This is a genomic window from Staphylococcus cohnii subsp. cohnii, assembly GCF_002902365.1.
Lineage (GTDB): Bacteria > Bacillota > Bacilli > Staphylococcales > Staphylococcaceae > Staphylococcus > Staphylococcus cohnii.
Window position 1 is genome coordinate 112,809 of sequence record NZ_PPQC01000069.1, and the last position, 19,857, is coordinate 132,665.

General features: G+C 32.4%; 18 protein-coding genes and 2 other annotated features (1 of these 20 cut by a window edge). Of the genes, 17 read left to right on the forward strand and 1 reads right to left on the reverse strand.

Annotated features, from left to right (window positions below):
* Positions 1 to 49, forward strand: a sequence feature (ribosomal protein L20 leader region) (it extends 80 nt beyond the left edge of the window).
* A gap of 23 nt (positions 50 to 72) precedes the next feature.
* The 15 genes from infC to CD032_RS12925 all read left to right on the forward strand — a co-directional run bounded on the left by infC (position 73) and on the right by CD032_RS12925 (position 14,448).
* On the forward strand, positions 73 to 600 hold the full coding sequence (gene infC, locus CD032_RS12855) for a translation initiation factor IF-3 (RefSeq protein ID WP_037539866.1): 528 nt from the start codon (positions 73 to 75) through the stop codon (positions 598 to 600).
* Between the two features lie 28 nt (positions 601 to 628).
* Positions 629 to 829 (forward strand): 50S ribosomal protein L35, encoded by a 201-nt coding sequence (gene rpmI / locus CD032_RS12860; protein WP_019468477.1) that lies wholly within the window; start codon positions 629 to 631, stop codon positions 827 to 829.
* Positions 830 to 895: 66 nt separating this feature from the next.
* A complete protein-coding gene (rplT, locus tag CD032_RS12865) occupies positions 896 to 1,252 on the forward strand; it encodes a 50S ribosomal protein L20 (RefSeq protein WP_019468478.1) in 357 nt (118 codons plus the stop codon).
* Between the two features lie 243 nt (positions 1,253 to 1,495).
* The gene (locus tag CD032_RS12870) at positions 1,496 to 2,107 is read left to right on the forward strand and encodes an NUDIX domain-containing protein (protein WP_019468479.1); all 612 of its coding nucleotides are present in this window, start codon (positions 1,496 to 1,498) and stop codon (positions 2,105 to 2,107) included.
* Positions 2,108 to 2,119: 12 nt separating this feature from the next.
* Positions 2,120 to 3,043 (forward strand): hypothetical protein, encoded by a 924-nt coding sequence (locus CD032_RS12875; RefSeq protein WP_103211537.1) that lies wholly within the window; start codon positions 2,120 to 2,122, stop codon positions 3,041 to 3,043.
* A 184-nt stretch (positions 3,044 to 3,227) separates the two neighbouring features.
* Positions 3,228 to 4,538 carry a trigger factor gene (gene tig / locus CD032_RS12880; RefSeq protein WP_019468481.1) on the forward strand — a complete coding sequence of 437 codons (1,311 nt, stop codon included), beginning with the start codon at positions 3,228 to 3,230 and terminating at the stop codon, positions 4,536 to 4,538.
* A 186-nt stretch (positions 4,539 to 4,724) separates the two neighbouring features.
* Entirely contained in the window at positions 4,725 to 5,987 is a 1,263-nt protein-coding gene (clpX, locus tag CD032_RS12885) for an ATP-dependent Clp protease ATP-binding subunit ClpX (protein WP_103211538.1), read from the forward strand.
* A 272-nt stretch (positions 5,988 to 6,259) separates the two neighbouring features.
* Entirely contained in the window at positions 6,260 to 6,847 is a 588-nt protein-coding gene (yihA, locus tag CD032_RS12890; protein ID WP_019468483.1) for a ribosome biogenesis GTP-binding protein YihA/YsxC, read from the forward strand.
* Positions 6,848 to 6,995: 148 nt separating this feature from the next.
* A complete protein-coding gene (gene hemA / locus CD032_RS12895) occupies positions 6,996 to 8,330 on the forward strand; it encodes a glutamyl-tRNA reductase (protein ID WP_019468484.1) in 1,335 nt (444 codons plus the stop codon).
* Between the two features lie 21 nt (positions 8,331 to 8,351).
* Positions 8,352 to 9,191: a cytochrome c biogenesis protein gene (ccsA, locus tag CD032_RS12900; RefSeq protein WP_019468485.1), complete on the forward strand. Its 840-nt coding sequence runs from the start codon at positions 8,352 to 8,354 to the stop codon at positions 9,189 to 9,191.
* 49 nt (positions 9,192 to 9,240) lie between these two features.
* Positions 9,241 to 10,167: a hydroxymethylbilane synthase gene (gene hemC, locus CD032_RS12905; RefSeq protein WP_019468486.1), complete on the forward strand. Its 927-nt coding sequence runs from the start codon at positions 9,241 to 9,243 to the stop codon at positions 10,165 to 10,167.
* 18 nt (positions 10,168 to 10,185) lie between these two features.
* Positions 10,186 to 10,872 (forward strand): uroporphyrinogen-III synthase, encoded by a 687-nt coding sequence (locus tag CD032_RS12910; protein ID WP_103211539.1) that lies wholly within the window; start codon positions 10,186 to 10,188, stop codon positions 10,870 to 10,872.
* Entirely contained in the window at positions 10,862 to 11,839 is a 978-nt protein-coding gene (hemB, locus tag CD032_RS12915; protein ID WP_019468488.1) for a porphobilinogen synthase, read from the forward strand. The genes CD032_RS12910 and hemB overlap by 11 nt, the downstream gene beginning before the upstream one ends.
* 14 nt (positions 11,840 to 11,853) lie before the next feature.
* Positions 11,854 to 13,137 carry a glutamate-1-semialdehyde 2,1-aminomutase gene (hemL, locus tag CD032_RS12920; protein ID WP_103211540.1) on the forward strand — a complete coding sequence of 428 codons (1,284 nt, stop codon included), beginning with the start codon at positions 11,854 to 11,856 and terminating at the stop codon, positions 13,135 to 13,137.
* A gap of 225 nt (positions 13,138 to 13,362) precedes the next feature.
* A complete protein-coding gene (locus tag CD032_RS12925) occupies positions 13,363 to 14,448 on the forward strand; it encodes an AbrB family transcriptional regulator (protein WP_019468490.1) in 1,086 nt (361 codons plus the stop codon).
* A gap of 441 nt (positions 14,449 to 14,889) precedes the next feature.
* Here the strand turns inward: CD032_RS12925 and CD032_RS12930 are convergent, their stop codons facing one another.
* Complete coding sequence (locus tag CD032_RS12930; RefSeq protein ID WP_019468491.1) at positions 14,890 to 15,468, reverse strand: DNA-3-methyladenine glycosylase I; 579 nt, start codon at positions 15,466 to 15,468, stop codon at positions 14,890 to 14,892.
* 58 nt (positions 15,469 to 15,526) lie between these two features.
* Positions 15,527 to 15,768, forward strand: a binding site (T-box leader).
* 41 nt (positions 15,769 to 15,809) lie between these two features.
* Between CD032_RS12930 and CD032_RS12935 the strand changes: the two genes are divergently transcribed.
* Both CD032_RS12935 and CD032_RS12940 read left to right on the forward strand, forming a co-directional pair.
* Complete coding sequence (locus tag CD032_RS12935) at positions 15,810 to 18,440, forward strand: valine--tRNA ligase (protein ID WP_103211541.1); 2,631 nt, start codon at positions 15,810 to 15,812, stop codon at positions 18,438 to 18,440.
* An 11-nt stretch (positions 18,441 to 18,451) separates the two neighbouring features.
* Complete coding sequence (locus CD032_RS12940; RefSeq protein ID WP_103211542.1) at positions 18,452 to 19,714, forward strand: bifunctional folylpolyglutamate synthase/dihydrofolate synthase; 1,263 nt, start codon at positions 18,452 to 18,454, stop codon at positions 19,712 to 19,714.
* Positions 19,715 to 19,857 lie beyond the last annotated feature (143 nt).

Here is a 19,857-nt window from a genome sequence, read left to right on the forward strand (position 1 = left end):
ATGTGTAGAGAAGAGCGGGTATATTATATACTCGCTCTTTTTGCTTGGGATAATTTCGTAAAAATCTTGGAGGTGTCAACCATAGCAAAAGATCAGACTCAAGTTAACGAAAAGATTCGCGCAAAAGAATTACGTTTGATAGGGCAAGATGGAGAACAAATTGGTGTTAAATCAAAATCCGAAGCCCTAGAAATGGCTGAAAGAGTAGGTTTAGATGTAGTCTTAATGGCTCCTAACGCTAAACCACCTGTTGCAAGAATTATGGATTACGGTAAATACAAATTCGAACAACAGAAAAAAGAAAAAGAAATGAAGAAGAAACAAAAAACTATCAACCTTAAAGAAATTCGCTTAAGTCCAACAATTGAGGAACATGATTTCCAAACTAAATTGAAAAATGGACGTAAGTTCTTAGAAAAAGGCGATAAATGTAAAGTTTCTATTCGTTTCAGAGGACGTGCGATTACGCATAAAGAAATTGGTCAACGCGTTTTAGAAAAATTCGCTGAAGAATGTAAAGATATCGCAACTATTGGGCAAAGACCTAAAATGGACGGTCGTCAAATGTTCATTATGCTTAACCCAATAAACGAAAAATAATACCAGATAATACAGGAGGAATTGAATCATGCCTAAAATGAAAACACACCGTGGAGCTGCTAAACGTGTTAAAAGAACTGCTTCAGGTCAATTAAAACGTTCAAGAGCTTTTACTTCACATATGTTTGCAAATAAAACGACTAAACAAAAACGTAAATTACGTAAAGCTTCATTAGTACACAAATCAGATATGAAACGTGTAAAACAATTATTATCTTATAAAAAATAATTGACGAGTTAGCGTGAGAAACAACGAAAATATTAAACATGTACACATTTTAAGGAGGAATTTATTATGCCACGAGTAAAAGGTGGAACAGTAACAAGAGCTCGTCGTAAAAAGACGATTAAATTAGCTAAAGGTTACTTCGGTGCAAAACGCACATTATACAAAGTTGCAAAACAACAAGTAATGAAATCAGGACAATACGCTTTCCGTGACCGTCGTCAAAGAAAACGTGACTTCCGTAAATTATGGATTACACGTATTAATGCTGCAGCACGTCAACATGATATGAGTTATTCAAGATTAATGAACGGCTTGAAAAAAGCTGATATCGACGTTAACCGTAAAATGCTTTCTGAAATCGCAATTTCAGATGACAAAGCTTTTGGTGAATTAGTAGCTAAAGCTAAAGAAGCTTTAAAATAATTTTAAAATAAAGCCTGGGACACCATATTGTCTCAGGCTTTTATGTGGTATTGGCAATGCGTAAATACTTTAAAATAGAGAAGCTTGAACAAATACCAATATAATAATTATTTTTCAAATCAGAGATTCGAATAAGAGATTATTAAATTTTATTGCTGGTAAGAGTTCTGACATTAGTATTATTTTGAGATACTTAAATGTTTTGATAAAATAACAAAGAAGTCACACATGAAGGAGAAACTAATGTCTAAATTTGATGAAATGATTACAGTTGTACCAAGAAAAATCTTATTTGATAATGAAAATAATCAATTTAATGGATTTTTAGATAAAAATTCGAATAAAGGACAAGACATTTTTGAAACACTATCGAATTATGAAATTAAACGTCGTGGTGATATGGAGGAAAATTCAAGTTATAAACAACTTATTTCATATTGTATATTAGAAAATGAACACGATGAAATTTTGGTTTATGAACGTCTAACTGGTGGTGGAGAAACGCGTTTACACGGGCAATCTTCAATCGGTGTTGGTGGCCATATGAATGACGTTAAAGGTGCTGAATCTATTAATGAAGTGCTCAGAGTGAATGCTCAGAGAGAATTAAATGAAGAAGTAGGACTTTCTGAAAGTAAATCACAAAATTTAGCATACATAGGCTTTATCAACGATGATACAAATGAAGTCGGTGAAGTTCATTTAGGTGTTGTATTTAAGATAAATGTTAATAGTAATGATGTAGAAGCAAAAGAGACAGACACTTTAAAAATAAAATGGGTCAATCATAATAAGATAGATAATTATGATGAATTTGAAACATGGAGTGCACTCATTTTACAGGCAATACAATAGAGGTGTTGATCAATGTCTGATATCATTCCATTTCCGCGATCAAAAGAAAAGTTGATTAGAGAAATTAAGCAAGCTTTTAATGAAAATAATTTCGAGCAAGCCTATGATTTATTTGAGTCATTAGAGGCTCAATTCGAACTTGATGAACAAATGTCGCTTTTAAAATGTGCGATGCTTTTTAAAATGGAATATTATTTAGAATTACGTGAAGAAGCCATCATTTTATTAAAACAAGGTATGTCCAATTATGACGATTTGATGATTTACTATGTCCAAAGTTTAAATGGCTTGGGGCAATATTTTGAAGTTGTCGAAATCATTAACCAAATCATAGATGAGGTTAATGATCATAAAACTAGAATGGAACTGTTTCCAATCAAGGAATTTGCATTAAGCCAAATTGATAAACATAATGAACATGCAGCTCAAATGCTACAAAATTTTGATACTTTAACACTTAAAGAACAAGTTAATATTATGTTGACGCTCATAGACCATAGTCAATATCGTTACCAAGAAACAGTCATCCATTTGTTGAATGCGTTAGAACTAGCACCAAATGTTGTAAGCATTATGTTGGAATACTTGCGTTTTGCAAAAAATGCCCAAACGATTACTATTCATAAATATGGCTATGAAATCGATGTGATTCCTCGTGATCTTGAAGGACTAGAACAAACTTTATTTAAAACTACAATCATACCTAATGTATTAAAGCAAATTGAAGATGGTGCATCTCAACTTGTAGAGGAAGCACTTCTTTTGCTGAATAATCATGCCATTTTGCTTTATCCATTAAATATTGAAAGCATTGCAACTAAGCAAACTTGGATAGAAGGTTATACAAATTATTTCAAATCTATGGTCGGTTTAGAAAAACTTGATGAAACGAATCATGTGCTTACACTCATCGTGTCACTAGATAAAGAAAAATAGGTTGTTTTATCATTAACTCATATGAAAAATGGGTAATGATGTTAAGAGGTAATATAAAATTAAAATAAATTTCAACTTTTTATTTATTATTCATAGAAAATTCATAATTTGTGTCGAGCTTTGACGTGTGCTATAATAATGAAGTTGAAAAAATAAAATAGGATAATCATGGAGGTTTTTATACATGACAGCAACTTGGGAAAAAAAGGAAGGTAACGAAGGCGTTTTATCTGTTACTGTTCCAGCAGAAAAAGTAGACAAAGCAATTGATCAAGCTTTCAAAAAAGTGGTTAAACAAATTAATGTGCCAGGATTCCGTAAAGGGAAAGTACCTCGCCAAATTTTTGAACAACGCTTTGGTGTAGAAGCATTGTATCAAGATGCAGTTGATATCTTATTACCAGAAGCATATGGTGAAGCTATTGACGAAACTGGCATTAAACCAGTTGATCAACCTGAAATTAATGTAACATCAATTGAAAAAGGTGAAGACATGACATTTGAAGCAAATGTTGTAGTTGAACCTGAAGTTGAACTTGGTGATTACAAAGGTTTAGAAATTGAAAAGCAAGATACTGAATTAACTGAAGAAGAAGTACAAGAATCAATCGATCATCAACTTGGACATTTAGCAGAAATGGTTGTTAAAGAAGATGGTGCAGTTGAAAACGGTGATACTGTAAACATTGACTTTGATGGTTATGTAGATGGCGAACAATTTGAAGGTGGACAAGCAGAAGGCTATGACCTTGAAATTGGTTCAGGTTCATTCATTCCAGGTTTTGAAGAACAATTGGTTGGTGTTAAAGCTGGTGAAGAAAAAGATGTTAATGTAACGTTCCCAGAAGAATACCATGCTGAAGAATTAGCTGGTAAAGAAGCAACATTCAAAACAAAAGTTAATGAAATCAAATATAAAGACGTTCCAGAATTAAACGATGAAATTGCAAATGAATTAGATGCAGAAGCTAATTCAGTTGATGAGTATAAAGAAAACGTACGCAAACGTTTAGCGGAACAAAAAGCAACAGACGCTGAAAACACTCAAAAAGAAGAAGCTATTAACAAAGCTACGAATAATACAACAATTGACGTTCCAGAGGCGATGATTAAAACTGAGTTAGACCGCATGGTTCAAGAATTTGGACAACGTATGCAACAACAAGGTCTTAATTTAGAAACTTATTTCCAAATTTCTGGACAAGATGAGTCACAATTAAGAGAACAAATGAAAGACGATGCTGAGGAACGCGTTAAAACAAACTTAACATTAACTGCGATTGCTGATGCTGAAGAAGTTGAAGTATCTGATGCTGACATCGATAAAGAATTAGAAAAAATGAGTGAGCAGTTTAATATCTCTGTAGAAGATATTAAACAAACACTTGGCAATACTGACATTGTTAAAAATGATGTACGTATCCAAAAAGTTATCGATATGTTAGTAGATGAAGCGAAATTAGTAGAACCATCTAAAGATGACTCAGAAGCATAATTAAAAATGTCTCAAGCATATTGTTTGTAGAAACAAAGAATAGTTGTTTAATATTGTAAACTAGTAGCAGATGCATTCAATTAATGTGTCTGCTACAATGTTTTGTGCAAAAAACTTGAGATTTGTTCAAGTTGCATATTAAAATGCTATCTAGTATAGTCTTTAGGGAATAGGGGTGTAAATAGAATGTTCAAATTCAATGAAGGTGAAGAAAATTTAAAATGCTCTTTCTGTGGTAAAGATCAAGACCAAGTTAAAAAATTAGTCGCAGGAAGTGGCGTATACATTTGTAATGAATGTATTGAGCTGTGCTCAGAAATTGTTGAAGAAGAATTAGCTCAATCAGAATCAGAAGGACTAACAGAATTACCAACTCCTAAAGAAATTATGGACCAATTAAATGATTATGTTATTGGACAAGAAAAAGCTAAAAAATCTTTAGCTGTCGCTGTATATAATCATTATAAACGTGTTCAAAATTTAGGTCCAAATGAAGATGACGTAGAATTACAAAAGAGTAATGTTGCCTTAATTGGTCCAACAGGTAGCGGTAAAACCCTTTTAGCTCAAACTTTAGCTAAAACATTAAACGTACCTTTTGCAATCGCAGACGCTACGAGTTTAACTGAAGCTGGATATGTTGGCGATGACGTTGAAAATATATTGCTTCGCTTAATTCAAGCAGCTGATTTTGATATAGATAAAGCAGAAAAAGGCATTATTTATGTCGATGAAATCGACAAAATCGCTAGAAAATCTGAAAATACATCTATCACAAGAGACGTTTCTGGTGAAGGTGTGCAACAAGCACTATTGAAAATTCTTGAAGGTACGACTGCTAGTGTGCCACCACAAGGCGGACGTAAACATCCAAACCAAGAATTAATTCAAATTGATACTACAAACATCTTATTTGTACTAGGCGGTGCATTTGATGGTATTGATGAAGTGATCAAACGTAGACTTGGTGAAAAAGTAATCGGATTTTCTAGTAGTGAAGCATCTAAATATGATGAAGATGCTATCTTAGAACAAATTAGACCTGAAGATTTACAATCATATGGTCTGATTCCAGAATTTATTGGTCGTGTACCAATTGTAGCTAATTTAGAAACATTAGATGTAGATGCATTAAAAAACATTTTAACGCAACCAAAAAATGCTTTAGTAAAACAGTATACAAAAATGTTAGAACTTGATGATGTAGAGTTAGAATTTACAGACGAAGCATTGTCTGCAATTAGTAATAAAGCGATTGAGCGTAAAACAGGTGCACGTGGATTACGTTCAATTATTGAAGAAGCACTGATTGATATTATGTACGATGTTCCATCTTCTGATGGTGTTGTAAAAGTAGTAATTACAGAAGAAACAATTAATGAAGAAAAAGATCCTGAACTATACGATAAAGAAGGCAACCTTGTAAATAAGGAACAAACTTCTGCTTAAGTAAGACAGTTTTGAAATAAGGGCTAAAGCCAACGCGTTATTTTATGTGTATTGGCTGTGCTGCAAGGTTAGATTAACGTTGATATGATGTATAATTATCAAAATTTCAAATGCGTCAACGTTAAAAATTCAAACTACGAGGCTGAGACATTTTTTAATATGTCTTAGCCTCTTTCTTTTTAAAAGCAGTATAAATCATATAAAAATACATATAAATATGTGAAATTGTGTAATATAATAATGAAGTGACTTAATAGAAAAGAGGGTCGGGAATGAAAATAAATCCTAATGAAATTGAATTATTAATAAGTGCGGTAAAGCCTGAGCAATATCCAGAAACTGGATTAAGTGAAGTTGGACTTAGTGGTCGCTCTAACGTTGGTAAATCATCCTTTATCAATAGTATGATTGGACGAAAAAATATGGCGAGAACTTCACAACAACCAGGTAAAACGCAAACACTCAATTTTTATAACATTGATAATCAACTGGTATTTGTAGATGTGCCAGGCTACGGTTATGCAAAAGTAAGTAAAAAACAACGTGAAGCATTTGGAAAAATGATTGAAAAATATATTTCTCAAAGAACATCTTTAAAACTTGTCATTCAGCTTGTTGATTTGAGGCATAATCCTACTGAAGACGATATCTTAATGTATAATTATTTGAAGTATTTTGATATTCCAACATTAGTGATTGCTACAAAAGAAGATAAAATTGCTAAAGGCAAAGTACAGAAACATTTAGCTAATGTTCAACGAAAACTTGAAATGGAACCTGAGGATGAAATTATAAGTTATTCTTCTATCCGAGCGAATAAACAACAACAAGTCTGGAATATAATCGAAAAATATTTATAAAAACTTAAAAATTCGTTAAAGTGTATAAATTATGACAACTATTTGAATGTAAATTAGAATATTTCTAATTTACGTGCGCAAGATGCTTAACTCAAATGATAATTGTGTTATAATCTACTTATTGTAATATGTATGGAGGGCGTTATAAATGCATTTAATTGCGATAAGCATTAATCATCGTACAGCAGATGTAGCACTGAGAGAACAAGTTGCTTTTAAAGATGATGCCATACGTTCAGCTAATGTTGATTTATTTGAAACTAAATCTATTTTAGAAAATGTAATATTATCAACATGTAATCGTACAGAAGTATATGCGGTTGTTGATCAAATTCATACGGGTCGCTATTATATTCAACGTTTTTTAGCGAGAAATTTTGGATTTGATGTAGAAGAGATTAAAGAAATGACTGAAGTAACAGTGGGGGACGCAGCAGTAAAACATTTATTGCAAGTTACTTCTGGATTAGATTCTGTAGTATTAGGAGAAACTCAAATTCTTGGACAAATTAGAGATGCATTCTTTATCGCTCAAGAGGAAGATACAACTGGTACTATATTTAATCATCTATTTAAACAAGCGATTACTTTCGCGAAAAAAGCACATAATGAAACAGATATTGCAGATAATGCAGTAAGTGTTTCATATGCGGCAGTTGAACTTAGTAAAAAAGTATTTGGCAAAATTAATAATAAAAGCGCATTGATAATTGGTGCAGGGGATATGAGTGAACTGTCACTCTTAAATTTGATTGGTTCAGATGTAACTGATGTGACAATCGTTAATAGGACTGTCAGTAAAGCACAGAAATTAGCAATCTCACATAATGTTAAGTATGAATCTATGGAGGCACTACCACAACTTTTGGCACATGCGGATATTGTAATCAGTTCAACGAGTTCAGATGAATATATCATTACAAATAGCATGATGGCTTCTATTCAATCACAACGGAAAAATGATTCACTCGTATTGATTGATATTGCGGTTCCAAGAGATATTGAACCAGGCATTGATACACTTCAAGATGTCTTTAATTATGATGTTGACGATTTGAAAGGCTTAGTAGATGCTAACTTAAAACAACGTCAAAATGCGGCTGACGAAATCTCACAAAGAATTCCAGCAGAAATTGAAGCACATAATGAATGGGTTAATATGTTAGGTGTTGTTCCTGTTATTCGTGCACTTAGAGAAAAAGCGATGGATATTCAAGAAGATACCATGAGTAGTATTGACCGAAAACTTCCTGGTTTGACAGAAAGAGAACGCAAAATAATATCAAAACATACCAAAAGTATCATTAACCAAATGTTAAAAGATCCCATCAAGCAAGCGAAAGAGTTGAGTAGTGACAAAAAAAGTAACGAAAAATTAGAGCTATTTCAAAACATTTTTGACATTGAAGCTGAACAAGCTTATAAACCAAAAAAGAAAAAGCGTAATGTAGCTACGACAAGTCAAATTTTTAGTTTTGAATAAGCATATGCAAATGGTGATGATATGCAAGAATTTTCGTTCATTAGATTAAATGAACTTATATTATTAATTTATTTATTTAGCATTGCTTGTTATTTCTATGATTTTTTGAAAAAACATCATAGAATTAAAATGATTGGTTTTGTTTCATTAGGGATTGTTTGGATGTTACAAACAGTCTCTTTATCTTTATATGTAAATGTAACGAAACAAATTCCATTAGGGAATATATTTGATGTGTTTTTTGCGTTAGCATGGCTTATTATTTCTATTTCCATAGTTATCAATGTGATCAAACAAATAAACTTATCCATATTTTTATTTAATATGATTGGTTTTTTATTCATTGCAATCAACACATTCCAACCTATGCATTATCAAAGTACCGGTGAAAAACTCAATATTATCAATGAATTACTTATAGTGCATATTAGTTTGGCGGTAATTAGTTACGCATTATTTGCTTTTGCTTTTGTAAATTGTATCTTGTATTTAATACAATATAATAATTTGAAACAAAAACGATTTGACCAGAAATATTTTAGAATTGGTAGTGTGGCCACACTTGAACAAGTGGTATTTTACAGTAGTTTAATCGGTTTCATTTTCATAATATTAAGTATTGTACTAGGTGCGCAATGGGGTTTTAATACTTTAGGTGTAGACATCATTATAGATCCTAAAGTTATTATGTCATCAGTCATAACATTGCTATATGGAATTTATTTGATTTTTAGAGTGAAAAAAATACTAACTAAGCATAAATTAATTTATTTTAATATATTATTGTTTTGTCTTAGTATGATTAATTTATTTTTTGCTTCACATATATCTGATTTTCATCAATGGACAGGTATTTATTGAAGTGTAATTAAGTTGAATGAATAGACTTGTTTCTAGGAGGATGCGCATGATGCGTAAATTAGTAGTAGGTTCACGAAGAAGTAAGTTAGCTTTAACGCAAAGTAAACAATTTATTGATAAATTAAAATCAGTAGATCCAAGTTTAGAAGTGGAAATAAAGGAAATCGTAACAAAAGGCGATCGAATTATAGATAAACAATTATCTAAAGTAGGCGGAAAAGGTCTGTTTGTTAAAGAAATTCAAAATGCCTTATTTAATGAAGAAATTGATATGGCAATTCATTCCTTAAAAGATGTCCCAAGTGTAATTCCAGATGGATTGACTTTAGGTTGCATACCTGATAGAGAAAATCCATATGATGCGTACATTGCTAAAAATCATATTCCACTAGAAGAATTACCAAAACAAAGTATTGTTGGTACTAGTTCGTTAAGACGCGGTGCACAAATTCTTGCAAAATATCCACATTTACAAATAAAATGGATTCGCGGTAATATTGACACACGTTTGAGTAAATTAAATAATGAAGATTACGATGCCATACTATTAGCTGCAGCTGGGCTAAAACGTATGGGTTGGTCTGATGATATCGTCACTTCATATCTAGACGAGCGGACTTTGATACCCGCGATAGGTCAAGGTGCATTAGGTATAGAATGTCGTTCAGACGACAAGGAATTGCTAGAACTTCTTGCTAAAGTCCACAATCAAGATGTTGCAGAATGTGTAACTGCAGAACGCACGTTTTTAGAACGGATGAATGGTAGTTGCCAAGTGCCTATAGGGGGCTATGCTAGTAAAAACAGTGATGGTACAATAGAATTTACAGGACTAATTATGTCACCTGATGGTAAAGAACGTTACGAACATACCGAACGTGGGTATGATCCTGTAGAACTTGGTGAAAAAGTAACAGAAGTTTTAAATGCACAAGGTGCATACGAAATAATTAAAGAACTAAACGAAGAACAATAATCATTCGAGGTGAAAATAATGAGACCAGTTATAGTTATGACGCAAACTTCTAAATTTGAACAAAACGATAAGTTTATTCTACACAAACCATTTATAGATGTAGAGCCCTTATCATTTGATTTAAATTTATTAGATGTCGACTATGACTGGCTTATTTTTTCGTCTAAAAATGCGGTGAGATATTTCCAACCATTTTTATCACAAGTGAAAGTTAAAAATTTCGCTGCAATAGGTGCTAAAACAGCAGACTATTGTAAATCATTGGGTTTAGATGTGCTGTTTTATCCTTCAGATTACTCACAAGAAGGGTTTCTTAAATGCTTTCAAACTTCAAAAAACAGCAAAATTATAATACCCTCAAGTGCTTATGCAAGGCCTTTGTTGCAAGAAAGTTTAAGTCAACAAGGTTATCAAGTTTGTAAAATTGATTTATATCGTCCAGTACCACATACTAAAAATATTGAAGATGTTAAGCATATGATAAAAAATAACGAGCTAGATGTCATTACATTTGCGAGTTCATCTGCAGTAAGATATTTTTTTGAACAAAGTGAAACACCGCAATTTAATCAGTATTACGTCATAGGACAACAAACTTTAAACACTATAAAGCAATATGGTTATGATGCGACAATATCAAATATTCAAACATTAGATTCGTTAATAAATAAAGTTGAAGAAAGTTGGGAAAATGATGCAATTTGATAGACACAGAAGATTACGTAGTAGTAAATCTATAAGAGACATGGTTCGTGAAACACATGTACACAAAGAGGATTTAATTTATCCTATTTTCGTTGTAGAACGAGATAATGTTAAAGAAGAAATAAAATCAATGCCAGGTGTGTATCAACTCAGTTTAAACTTACTTGATGAAGAAATTAAAGAAGCATATGATTTAGGTATTAGAGGAATAATGTTCTTCGGTGTACCCAATGAAAAAGATGCTGTTGGTACAGGTGCTTATGATCACAATGGTATTGTTCAAGAAGCTACTAGAAAAGCCAAAGCAATGTACAGCGACTTACTCGTTGTCGCAGATACTTGTTTATGTGAATATACGGATCATGGTCATTGTGGTGTTATTAATGAAAAAACAAATGATGTAGACAACGATAAATCTTTACCATTGTTAGTCAAAACTGCTATCTCACAAGTGGAGGCTGGTGCCGATATCATTGCGCCTAGTAATATGATGGATGGTTTCGTTGCAGAAATTAGAGCAGGTTTAGATGATGCTGGTTATTACAATATACCAATTATGAGTTATGGTATTAAATATGCTTCTAGCTTTTTCGGTCCATTCCGTGATGCTGCTGAATCTGCACCACAATTTGGAGATAGAAAAACGTACCAAATGGATCCTGCAAATAGAAGAGAAGCACTAAGAGAGCTTGATAGTGATTTACATGAAGGTGCAGACATGATGATTGTTAAACCTGCTTTGAGTTTTTTAGACATTATTAGAGATGTCCGTAATACGACAAATGTTCCTGTAATTGCATATAATGTAAGTGGTGAATATAGCATGACGAAAGCAGCTGCACTTAATGGATGGATTGATGAAAAACAAGTTGTGATGGAACAGATGATTTCAATGAAACGTGCAGGCGCGGACATGATTATCACATATTTCTCTAAAGATATTTGTAGATATATTGATGAACAATAAGGAGGAAAATTTAAATGGGATATAATAATTCTATAGAAGCAATGAAGACAGCTGAAAATCTAATGCCAGGTGGTGTAAATAGTCCAGTTAGAGCATTTAAATCTGTAGATACACCGGCGATTTTTATGGATCATGGTGAAGGTTCAAAAATATACGATATCGATGGTAATGAATATATTGATTATGTTTTAAGTTGGGGACCATTAATTTTAGGTCATAAAAACAAACAAGTGAATGAAAGCTTACATGAAGCTGTTGATAATGGTACAAGTTTTGGTGCTTCGACGTTAATTGAAAATAAGTTAGCAGAACTCGTTATCGATCGTGTACCTTCCATTGAGAAACTACGCATGGTATCTTCAGGTACAGAAGCGACATTGGATACATTACGCTTAGCGAGAGGTTATACTGGTAGAAATAAAATAGTGAAATTTACAGGATGTTATCATGGCCATAGTGATTCACTTTTAATCAAAGCAGGGTCTGGTGTTGCTACTTTAGGATTACCTGATTCTCCAGGTGTACCAGAAGGTATTGCAAAAAATACAATTTCAGTACCATATAATGACTTAGCGTCAATAAAAGTAGCTTTTGAAGAATTTGGTGATGACATTGCTGGTGTTATCGTTGAACCTGTAACGGGTAATATGGGGGTTGTACCACCAGTAGAAGGATTCCTACAAGGCTTGAGAGATATCACAAATGAATATGGTTCTTTATTAATATTTGATGAAGTTATGACTGGCTTTAGAGTGGGATATCATTGTGCACAAGGTTACTTTAATGTGATGCCTGATTTAACTTGTCTTGGTAAAGTCATAGGTGGAGGATTACCTGCAGCAGCATTTGGTGGTAAAAAAGAAATCATGGATCATATTGCGCCTTCAGGCAATATTTACCAAGCAGGAACATTATCTGGAAATCCGCTAGCTATGACAAGTGGTTATGAAACTTTAAAACAGTTAACACCAGAGTCATATGAATATTTCAATAAACTTGGAGATATATTAGAAAATGGCTTAAAAGATGTTTTTAAAAAACATAATGTACCCATTACTGTGAATCGTGCAGGATCTATGATAGGGTATTTCTTAAATGAAGGACCGGTAACTAATTTTGAAGAAGCAAATCAAAGTGATTTAGAAATGTTTAGTCAAATGTATAGAGAAATGGCAAAAGAAGGTGTGTTTTTACCCCCTTCCCAATTTGAAGGGACATTCCTTTCTACTGCGCATACAGAAGCGGATATAGAAAAAACATTAGCAGCATTTGATACTGCATTGAGCCGTATTGTTTAATTTTAAGCACTTAAAATTTATATTGTTATTTCCAATTCAGTTAAAATAAATAGTGTTTTAAAAGGCTCATTAATAACATTTAATTGTACTTACTTTTTAGAGTTCTTTTACCTAAATGGGGCGAGGATTCGAAATCAAATTAAGCATTTTGATTTCTAACTCGCTCCTTTTAATTTAATTAGTTATGTATATAAAGATAACGATACTAAAGAAAGTTGTGAGCAAATGAATAAGCATTTAAAAAGTAATTTTATCGTATTAATGTTAGCGCTTATTTTTAGTTTAGTACTAAATGCAGCTCATGTTTTGCTGCCGTTTATGTTTGGACCAATTATTGCTAGTATCGTTTGTATACGCTATTTACACTTAGATATAAGATGGCCGTTTTGGTTAAGCCAAATTGGTTTAGTGCTATTAGGAGTTCAAATAGGATCTACTTTTACAAAAAATGTCATATTTGATATTAAAGATGATTGGCTCACGATTGTTTTGATAACAATTATGTTACTTATATTAGCCTTAATCATTGCTTATTTTTTCAAAAAAATTGCTAATGTTAATACCGAAACGGCAATATTAAGTGTGATCCCAGGTGCTTTGAGCCAAATGTTAATAATGGCAGACGAAAATAAAAAAGCAAATATCATGGTTGTTAGTTTAACTCAAACATCAAGAATCATATTTGTAGTTATATTAGTTCCATTTATATCGTATTTTTTTCAAGATTCTGGAAATCATTCAACTACTGGACGAACTACACAAGTTTTGACACAGGCTTTAACAATTCCGAATATAGCCTTACTTATTATTGCAATAACTGTTATTTATTTTGTTATGACAAAAATAAATTTTCCGACCAAACAATTACTTGCCCCGATTCTCGTACTGATAGGCTGGAACTTATTTACTGGCGTGACTTTCACTTTAGATAATTACATCATTGCTGCAGCACAAATTATATATATGATTCGAATAGGTATACAAATAGCAAAGTTATTAGACCAAATGAAAGGAAGAATTGCTATAGCAATTGCATTCCAAAATATTTTATTAATATTATTAGCATTTGTCATGGTCTTGTTTATAGCAACCGTATCACATCATCAAGTGAACGAATTGTTCTTAGGTGCCGCCCCTGGAGGCATGAGTCAAATTGTATTAGTTGCTATTGAAACTGGCGCAGATGTCGCGATGATATCTAGTTACCATATCTTTAGAATTTTCTTTATATTATTTTTAATTGCACCGATGTTAAATTATTTTCTTAAATTTAGGGAAAGACAAAGCGAAAGTAATAAAAATGATTACTAAAAATACAACAGTGTAAAATCTATTTATATTTTACAATAATTTAATATTTATTATATTGAACAACGTGTTTTGGTTTGATATTATATAAGCGAAGTACCTCCAGTACTTCATCCTTTTGACCACTCTGCGGAGTGGTTTTTTTATACATTTAGCGTCATAATTGAAAGTAAACCAAATATTCGCTTTTGACACTTTTTAAATTTTTAAAAGACTTTAATATGCTTAAACTAAAAAACATGAGCAAAAGCTCATGTCAGACTGCCGAAAAACTAGTTGACTTTGGTAGCAGTTTTTTGTGCATGTTTTCTGCGTATATAAATTATTGATGCAGGTTAAAAAATACCTTTTAGCACATGATCTTTTGGAAAAAGCAATCATGTTATTCAATAAAATTTAATGAATGAGACAACTGCTCGTTAACTATATTAAAGTGGTTTATTTTTATTGGAAACCTTCGCCATTGTATATGTTAGGGTTATAAGGGCATGCTTGTAGGTGAGCATTATATAGACCTGCTGCCTCCAAAAATGAGAAGACAGTAACTGGACCTAAAAACTTAAATCCATAATGTTTTAATTTTTTAGAAAGTTCCGTGGCACGCTCATCCACTGTCATTCGTTCAGTTGATTGACGATAGCCTAAATCGAGTGGTTTATGATTGACATAAGACCATAAAAACGCACTAAAACTGCCATAATCTTTTTCGATTTTGAAATATCCTTCTGCTTGATTGACGATGGCCTCTAATTTTTTTCTATTATGAACAATATTGGGAAACTCCATTAACCTATCAATATCTTCTGACGTCATATTTACAATTTTCGATGGATCGAAATTATAAAATGCCTGTTCATATGATTCTTTTTTCTTTAAAATAGTTAACCAAGATAGCCCGGCATGTTGAGATTCTAATGCCATTAATTTAAATAGTTTCAAACTATCATATATAGGATGACCCCAACTTTCATTGTGATAATTAATGTAAACAGAATCTGTAGTGCCAAATGCACATTCATTCATAAATTTCACTCCATTTTATTGACTTATTTTCATATCCATTATACTATAATCAAGTAAAGAAATATTGTCTACTGGGAAGAGTAAATAAGCTGAAATTTAACAGAGAGTACATGGTAGCTGAAAATGTACAATTTAACTTATTGAAGGTAGCCCACATTGAACTTTAGCTGAAATTTGTCAAATCTAAGATAATAAAGTAGGTTAAAGCGTGTTTGAGCGTTAATCATAATTTTAAGTGCTTGAAATTATTATACTAATTTCTTGAATTTAGGTGGTACCACGGTAAAACCCGTCCTATTTTATTAGGATGGGTTTTTATTTATTTAAGGAGGATTTTACACATGGAAATGAAACCCAAATATAATCCAAACGAAGTCGAAACTGGACGTTATGATCAATGGGTCAATAATGGCTATTTTAAAGCAGCAGAAGATCATTCAAAAGAAACATATACAATCGTTATCCCACCCCCAAACGTAACTGGTAAATTACATTTAGGTCATGCTTGGGATACAACGTTACAAGACATTATAACAAGAATGAAACGTATGCAAGGGTATGACACACTATACTTACCAGGTATGGACCATGCTGGTATAGCGACACAAGCTAAAGTAGAAACGAAACTCAAAGAAGAAGGTTTATCTCGCCATGATTTAGGTAGAGAGAAGTTCCTAGAAAAAGCTTGGGATTGGAAAGAAGAGTATGCTGATTTTATTAGACAACAGTGGGCAAAATTAGGTTTAGGTTTAGATTATAGTAGAGAGCGCTTTACATTAGATGAAGGACTTAGTAAAGCAGTTAAAAAAGTATTTGTGGATATGTATAATAAAGGTTTAATTTATCGTGGTGAATACATTATCAACTGGGATCCAGTTGCACGTACTGCTTTATCTGATATAGAAGTAATTCATGAGGATGTACAAGGTAAGTTTTATCATTTTAAATATCCTTATGCAGATGGCAATGGTTTCATTGAGATAGCCACTACACGTCCTGAGACGATGTTAGGTGATACTGCAATCGTAGTAAATCCGAAGGATGATCGTTATAAAGATGTTATAGGTAAAACTGTAATTTTGCCTATAATTGGTAGAGAATTACCAATACTAGTAGATGAATATGTGGATATCGATTTTGGTAGTGGTGCGATGAAAGTTACACCATCACATGATCCAAATGACTTTGAAATTGGTAATCGTCATGATTTAGAACGTATTACAGTTATGGATGAGTCTGGTCACATGAATGCGCATGCTGGTAAATATCAAGGTATGGATAGATTTGAATGTCGAGAAGCATTAGTTAAAGATTTATACGAACAGGATTTAGTGATTAAAATTGAAGAACATGAACATTCTGTTGGACATTCAGAACGTTCTGGTGCAGTCGTTGAACCTTATCTATCTACACAATGGTTTGTTAAAATGAAACCATTAGCTGAACAGGCATTAAACAACCAAAAAACGGATAATAGAATCGATTTTGTGCCAAATAGATTTGAAAAAACATTCAATCGTTGGATGGAAGAAATTAGAGATTGGACGATCTCACGACAATTATGGTGGGGGCATCAAATACCTGCTTGGTACCATAATGAAACTGGAGAAATTTATGTCGGTGAAGAGCCACCACAAAATATAGAAGAATGGACACAAGATGAAGATGTATTAGACACTTGGTTTTCTAGTGCTCTTTGGCCATTTTCAACATTAGGTTGGCCGGATACTGAAAATGAAGATTTTCAACGTTATTACCCAACTAATGTACTTGTAACAGGTTATGATATTATATTCTTCTGGGTAGCTAGAATGATATTCCAAGGACTCGAGTTTACAGGACAACGCCCATTTAACGATGTTTTATTACATGGGTTAGTTCGTGCTGAGGATGGTCGTAAAATGAGTAAATCATTAGGTAATGGTGTTGATCCAATGGACGTTATTGATGAGTATGGTGCAGATAGTTTAAGATATTTCTTAGCTACCGGCTCGTCTCCTGGTCATGATTTACGTTATTCCACAGAAAAAGTTGAATCAATCTGGAATTTTATAAATAAAATATGGAATGCTGCTAGATTTAGTTTGATGAATATTGGTGACGATTTCAAAGTTGAAGATGTAGATTTATCAACTAATTTATCTTTAGCAGATAAATGGATTTTAACACGCTTAAATGAAACAATAGATACAGTTACTGATTTAAGTGAACGTTATGAATTTGGTGAGGTTGGCAGAGCGCTATATAACTTTATTTGGGATGAATTCTGTGATTGGTATATAGAGATGAGTAAAATACCTATGAACGGTGAAGATGAAGCTCAAAAACAAGTTACACGTTCTGTATTAACTTATGTGTTAGATAATACAATGAGAATGTTACATCCATTTATGCCATTTGTAACAGAACAAATTTGGCAAAATTTACCACATGAAGGTGAAACGATTGTCAATGCAGCTTGGCCTAAATCAAATAATGAGTTAGTATTTGATGAAAGTAAAGAAACGATGCAACAACTTGTTGAAATTATTAAATCCGTAAGACAATCTCGACTAGAAGTAGATACGCCATTATCAAAAGCTATTCCAATTTTCATTCAAGCAAAAGATGAAAATATACGAGAAACTTTATTAAATAATTCAAATTATATTGATAGATTCTGTCATCCAAGCGAACTAATTATCCAAACTACAATAGCTATCCCGGAAAAAGCAATGACATCAATTACTTCTGCTGGTGAAGTCATATTACCATTAGAAGGTTTAATCGATATGGATAAAGAAATTGCACGCTTAGAAAACGAACTCGAAAAATGGGAAAAAGAGTTAGATCGTGTCAATAAAAAACTAGCTAATGAAAATTTTGTTAATAAAGCGCCTGAAAAAATTATTAATGAAGAACGTGAGAAAAAACAAACATATCAAGAAAAATATGATGGTGTACAAGAACGAATTAATCAATTAAAAGCATAGGAGTCCTTAACATGAATTACCTAGACAGCTTATATTGGATACATGAACGAACTAAATTTGGCATTAAACCAGGTGTTAAACGCATGGAGTGGATGCTAGATAAATTAAACAATCCACAATTTAATATCAATGGTATTCATGTCGGTGGTACAAATGGTAAAGGGTCAACAGTTGCCTATTTAAGGTCAGCGCTTGTTGACAATGGATATGAAGTTGGGACCTTTACGTCTCCTTTTATAGAAACATTTAATGAACGTATAAGTTTAAATGGTGTACCAATAAGCGACGATGCCATTGTAGAATTAGTTCAAAAGGTAAAACCAGTAAGTGAAGCATTAGAAATAGAAACAGAACTTGGAACAGCCACTGAGTTTGAAATTATTACAACGATGATGTTTCTATATTTTGGAGAAATTCATCCAGTTGACTTTGTAATAGTAGAAGCAGGCTTAGGTATAAAGAATGATTCTACAAATGTATTTAAACCAATACTTAGCATTTTAACGAGTGTTGGTTTAGATCATGTTGATATTTTAGGCGATACATATGTAGATATCGCCAAAGATAAAGGCGCAATTATTAAACCTGAAACGCCTGTCATATATGCTGTGAAGAATGAAGATGCACTTAAAATCATTCGTGATTTTGTAGAACAACAAAATGCAGAAGGTATTGAGTTAGATAGAGATATTAGTGTGATTTCTCAAGGTGAGGAATTTACATATCGCTATAAGAATTATGAACTAGAAACACTTATTTTGAATATGCTTGGTGAACATCAAAAAGAAAATGCAGCATTGGCAATTACAGCATTAATCGAATTAAATGAATCTGGTTTAGTTGAATTAGATTTTAACAAAATGATTTATGGGATTGAAGCTGTGAATTGGACAGGAAGAATTGAGAAAGTTAAAGATGAACCATTGATAATTATAGATGGTGCCCATAATTTGGAAAGTGTAGAAGCACTCATAAAGACGTTAAAAGACTATTATAAATTAGACAATGTCGACGTATTGTATGCGGCTATTAATGGAAAGCCAATTCACGCAATGATTGATCAATTAAAAACAATTGCTTCAACAATGTATATTACAGATTTTGATTTTCCAAAAGCATGCGCAAAAGAAGAAATTTACGATGAAATACGATTTGATCAAAAAGAAACTGTGGATGATTTCGTTCGATTTATTGAAAATTATGAAGGACAGGGCTTAGTCATTACAGGTAGTTTGTATTTCATCAGCGAAGTTAAAGCTAAAGTGAATTTCTAAATATTTAATTTGAATATAATAAAGCTAGTTATTATTTAACACCTTAACTAAACTTATATAATGGTTTTGTTAAATGATAGACTAGCTTTATTTTTGATATGCTCCCTTCAAAGTAGACACTTAAAAATGTAAACTTTGAAGGG

Coding starts and splice junctions, on each gene's coding strand:
- CD032_RS12925 (WP_019468490.1), top strand. CDS start 13,363: ATGAATAAGCATTTAAAAAGTAATTTTATCGTATTAATGTTAGCGCTT.
- tig (WP_019468481.1), top strand. CDS start 3,228: ATGACAGCAACTTGGGAAAAAAAGGAAGGTAACGAAGGCGTTTTATCT.
- rplT (WP_019468478.1), top strand. CDS start 896: ATGCCACGAGTAAAAGGTGGAACAGTAACAAGAGCTCGTCGTAAAAAG.
- CD032_RS12940 (WP_103211542.1), top strand. CDS start 18,452: ATGAATTACCTAGACAGCTTATATTGGATACATGAACGAACTAAATTT.
- hemL (WP_103211540.1), top strand. CDS start 11,854: ATGGGATATAATAATTCTATAGAAGCAATGAAGACAGCTGAAAATCTA.
- CD032_RS12910 (WP_103211539.1), top strand. CDS start 10,186: ATGAGACCAGTTATAGTTATGACGCAAACTTCTAAATTTGAACAAAAC.
- clpX (WP_103211538.1), top strand. CDS start 4,725: ATGTTCAAATTCAATGAAGGTGAAGAAAATTTAAAATGCTCTTTCTGT.
- hemB (WP_019468488.1), top strand. CDS start 10,862: ATGCAATTTGATAGACACAGAAGATTACGTAGTAGTAAATCTATAAGA.
- rpmI (WP_019468477.1), top strand. CDS start 629: ATGCCTAAAATGAAAACACACCGTGGAGCTGCTAAACGTGTTAAAAGA.
- CD032_RS12870 (WP_019468479.1), top strand. CDS start 1,496: ATGTCTAAATTTGATGAAATGATTACAGTTGTACCAAGAAAAATCTTA.
- CD032_RS12875 (WP_103211537.1), top strand. CDS start 2,120: ATGTCTGATATCATTCCATTTCCGCGATCAAAAGAAAAGTTGATTAGA.
- ccsA (WP_019468485.1), top strand. CDS start 8,352: ATGCAAGAATTTTCGTTCATTAGATTAAATGAACTTATATTATTAATT.
- yihA (WP_019468483.1), top strand. CDS start 6,260: ATGAAAATAAATCCTAATGAAATTGAATTATTAATAAGTGCGGTAAAG.
- hemA (WP_019468484.1), top strand. CDS start 6,996: ATGCATTTAATTGCGATAAGCATTAATCATCGTACAGCAGATGTAGCA.
- CD032_RS12930 (WP_019468491.1), bottom strand. CDS start 15,468: ATGAATGAATGTGCATTTGGCACTACAGATTCTGTTTACATTAATTAT.
- CD032_RS12935 (WP_103211541.1), top strand. CDS start 15,810: ATGGAAATGAAACCCAAATATAATCCAAACGAAGTCGAAACTGGACGT.
- hemC (WP_019468486.1), top strand. CDS start 9,241: ATGCGTAAATTAGTAGTAGGTTCACGAAGAAGTAAGTTAGCTTTAACG.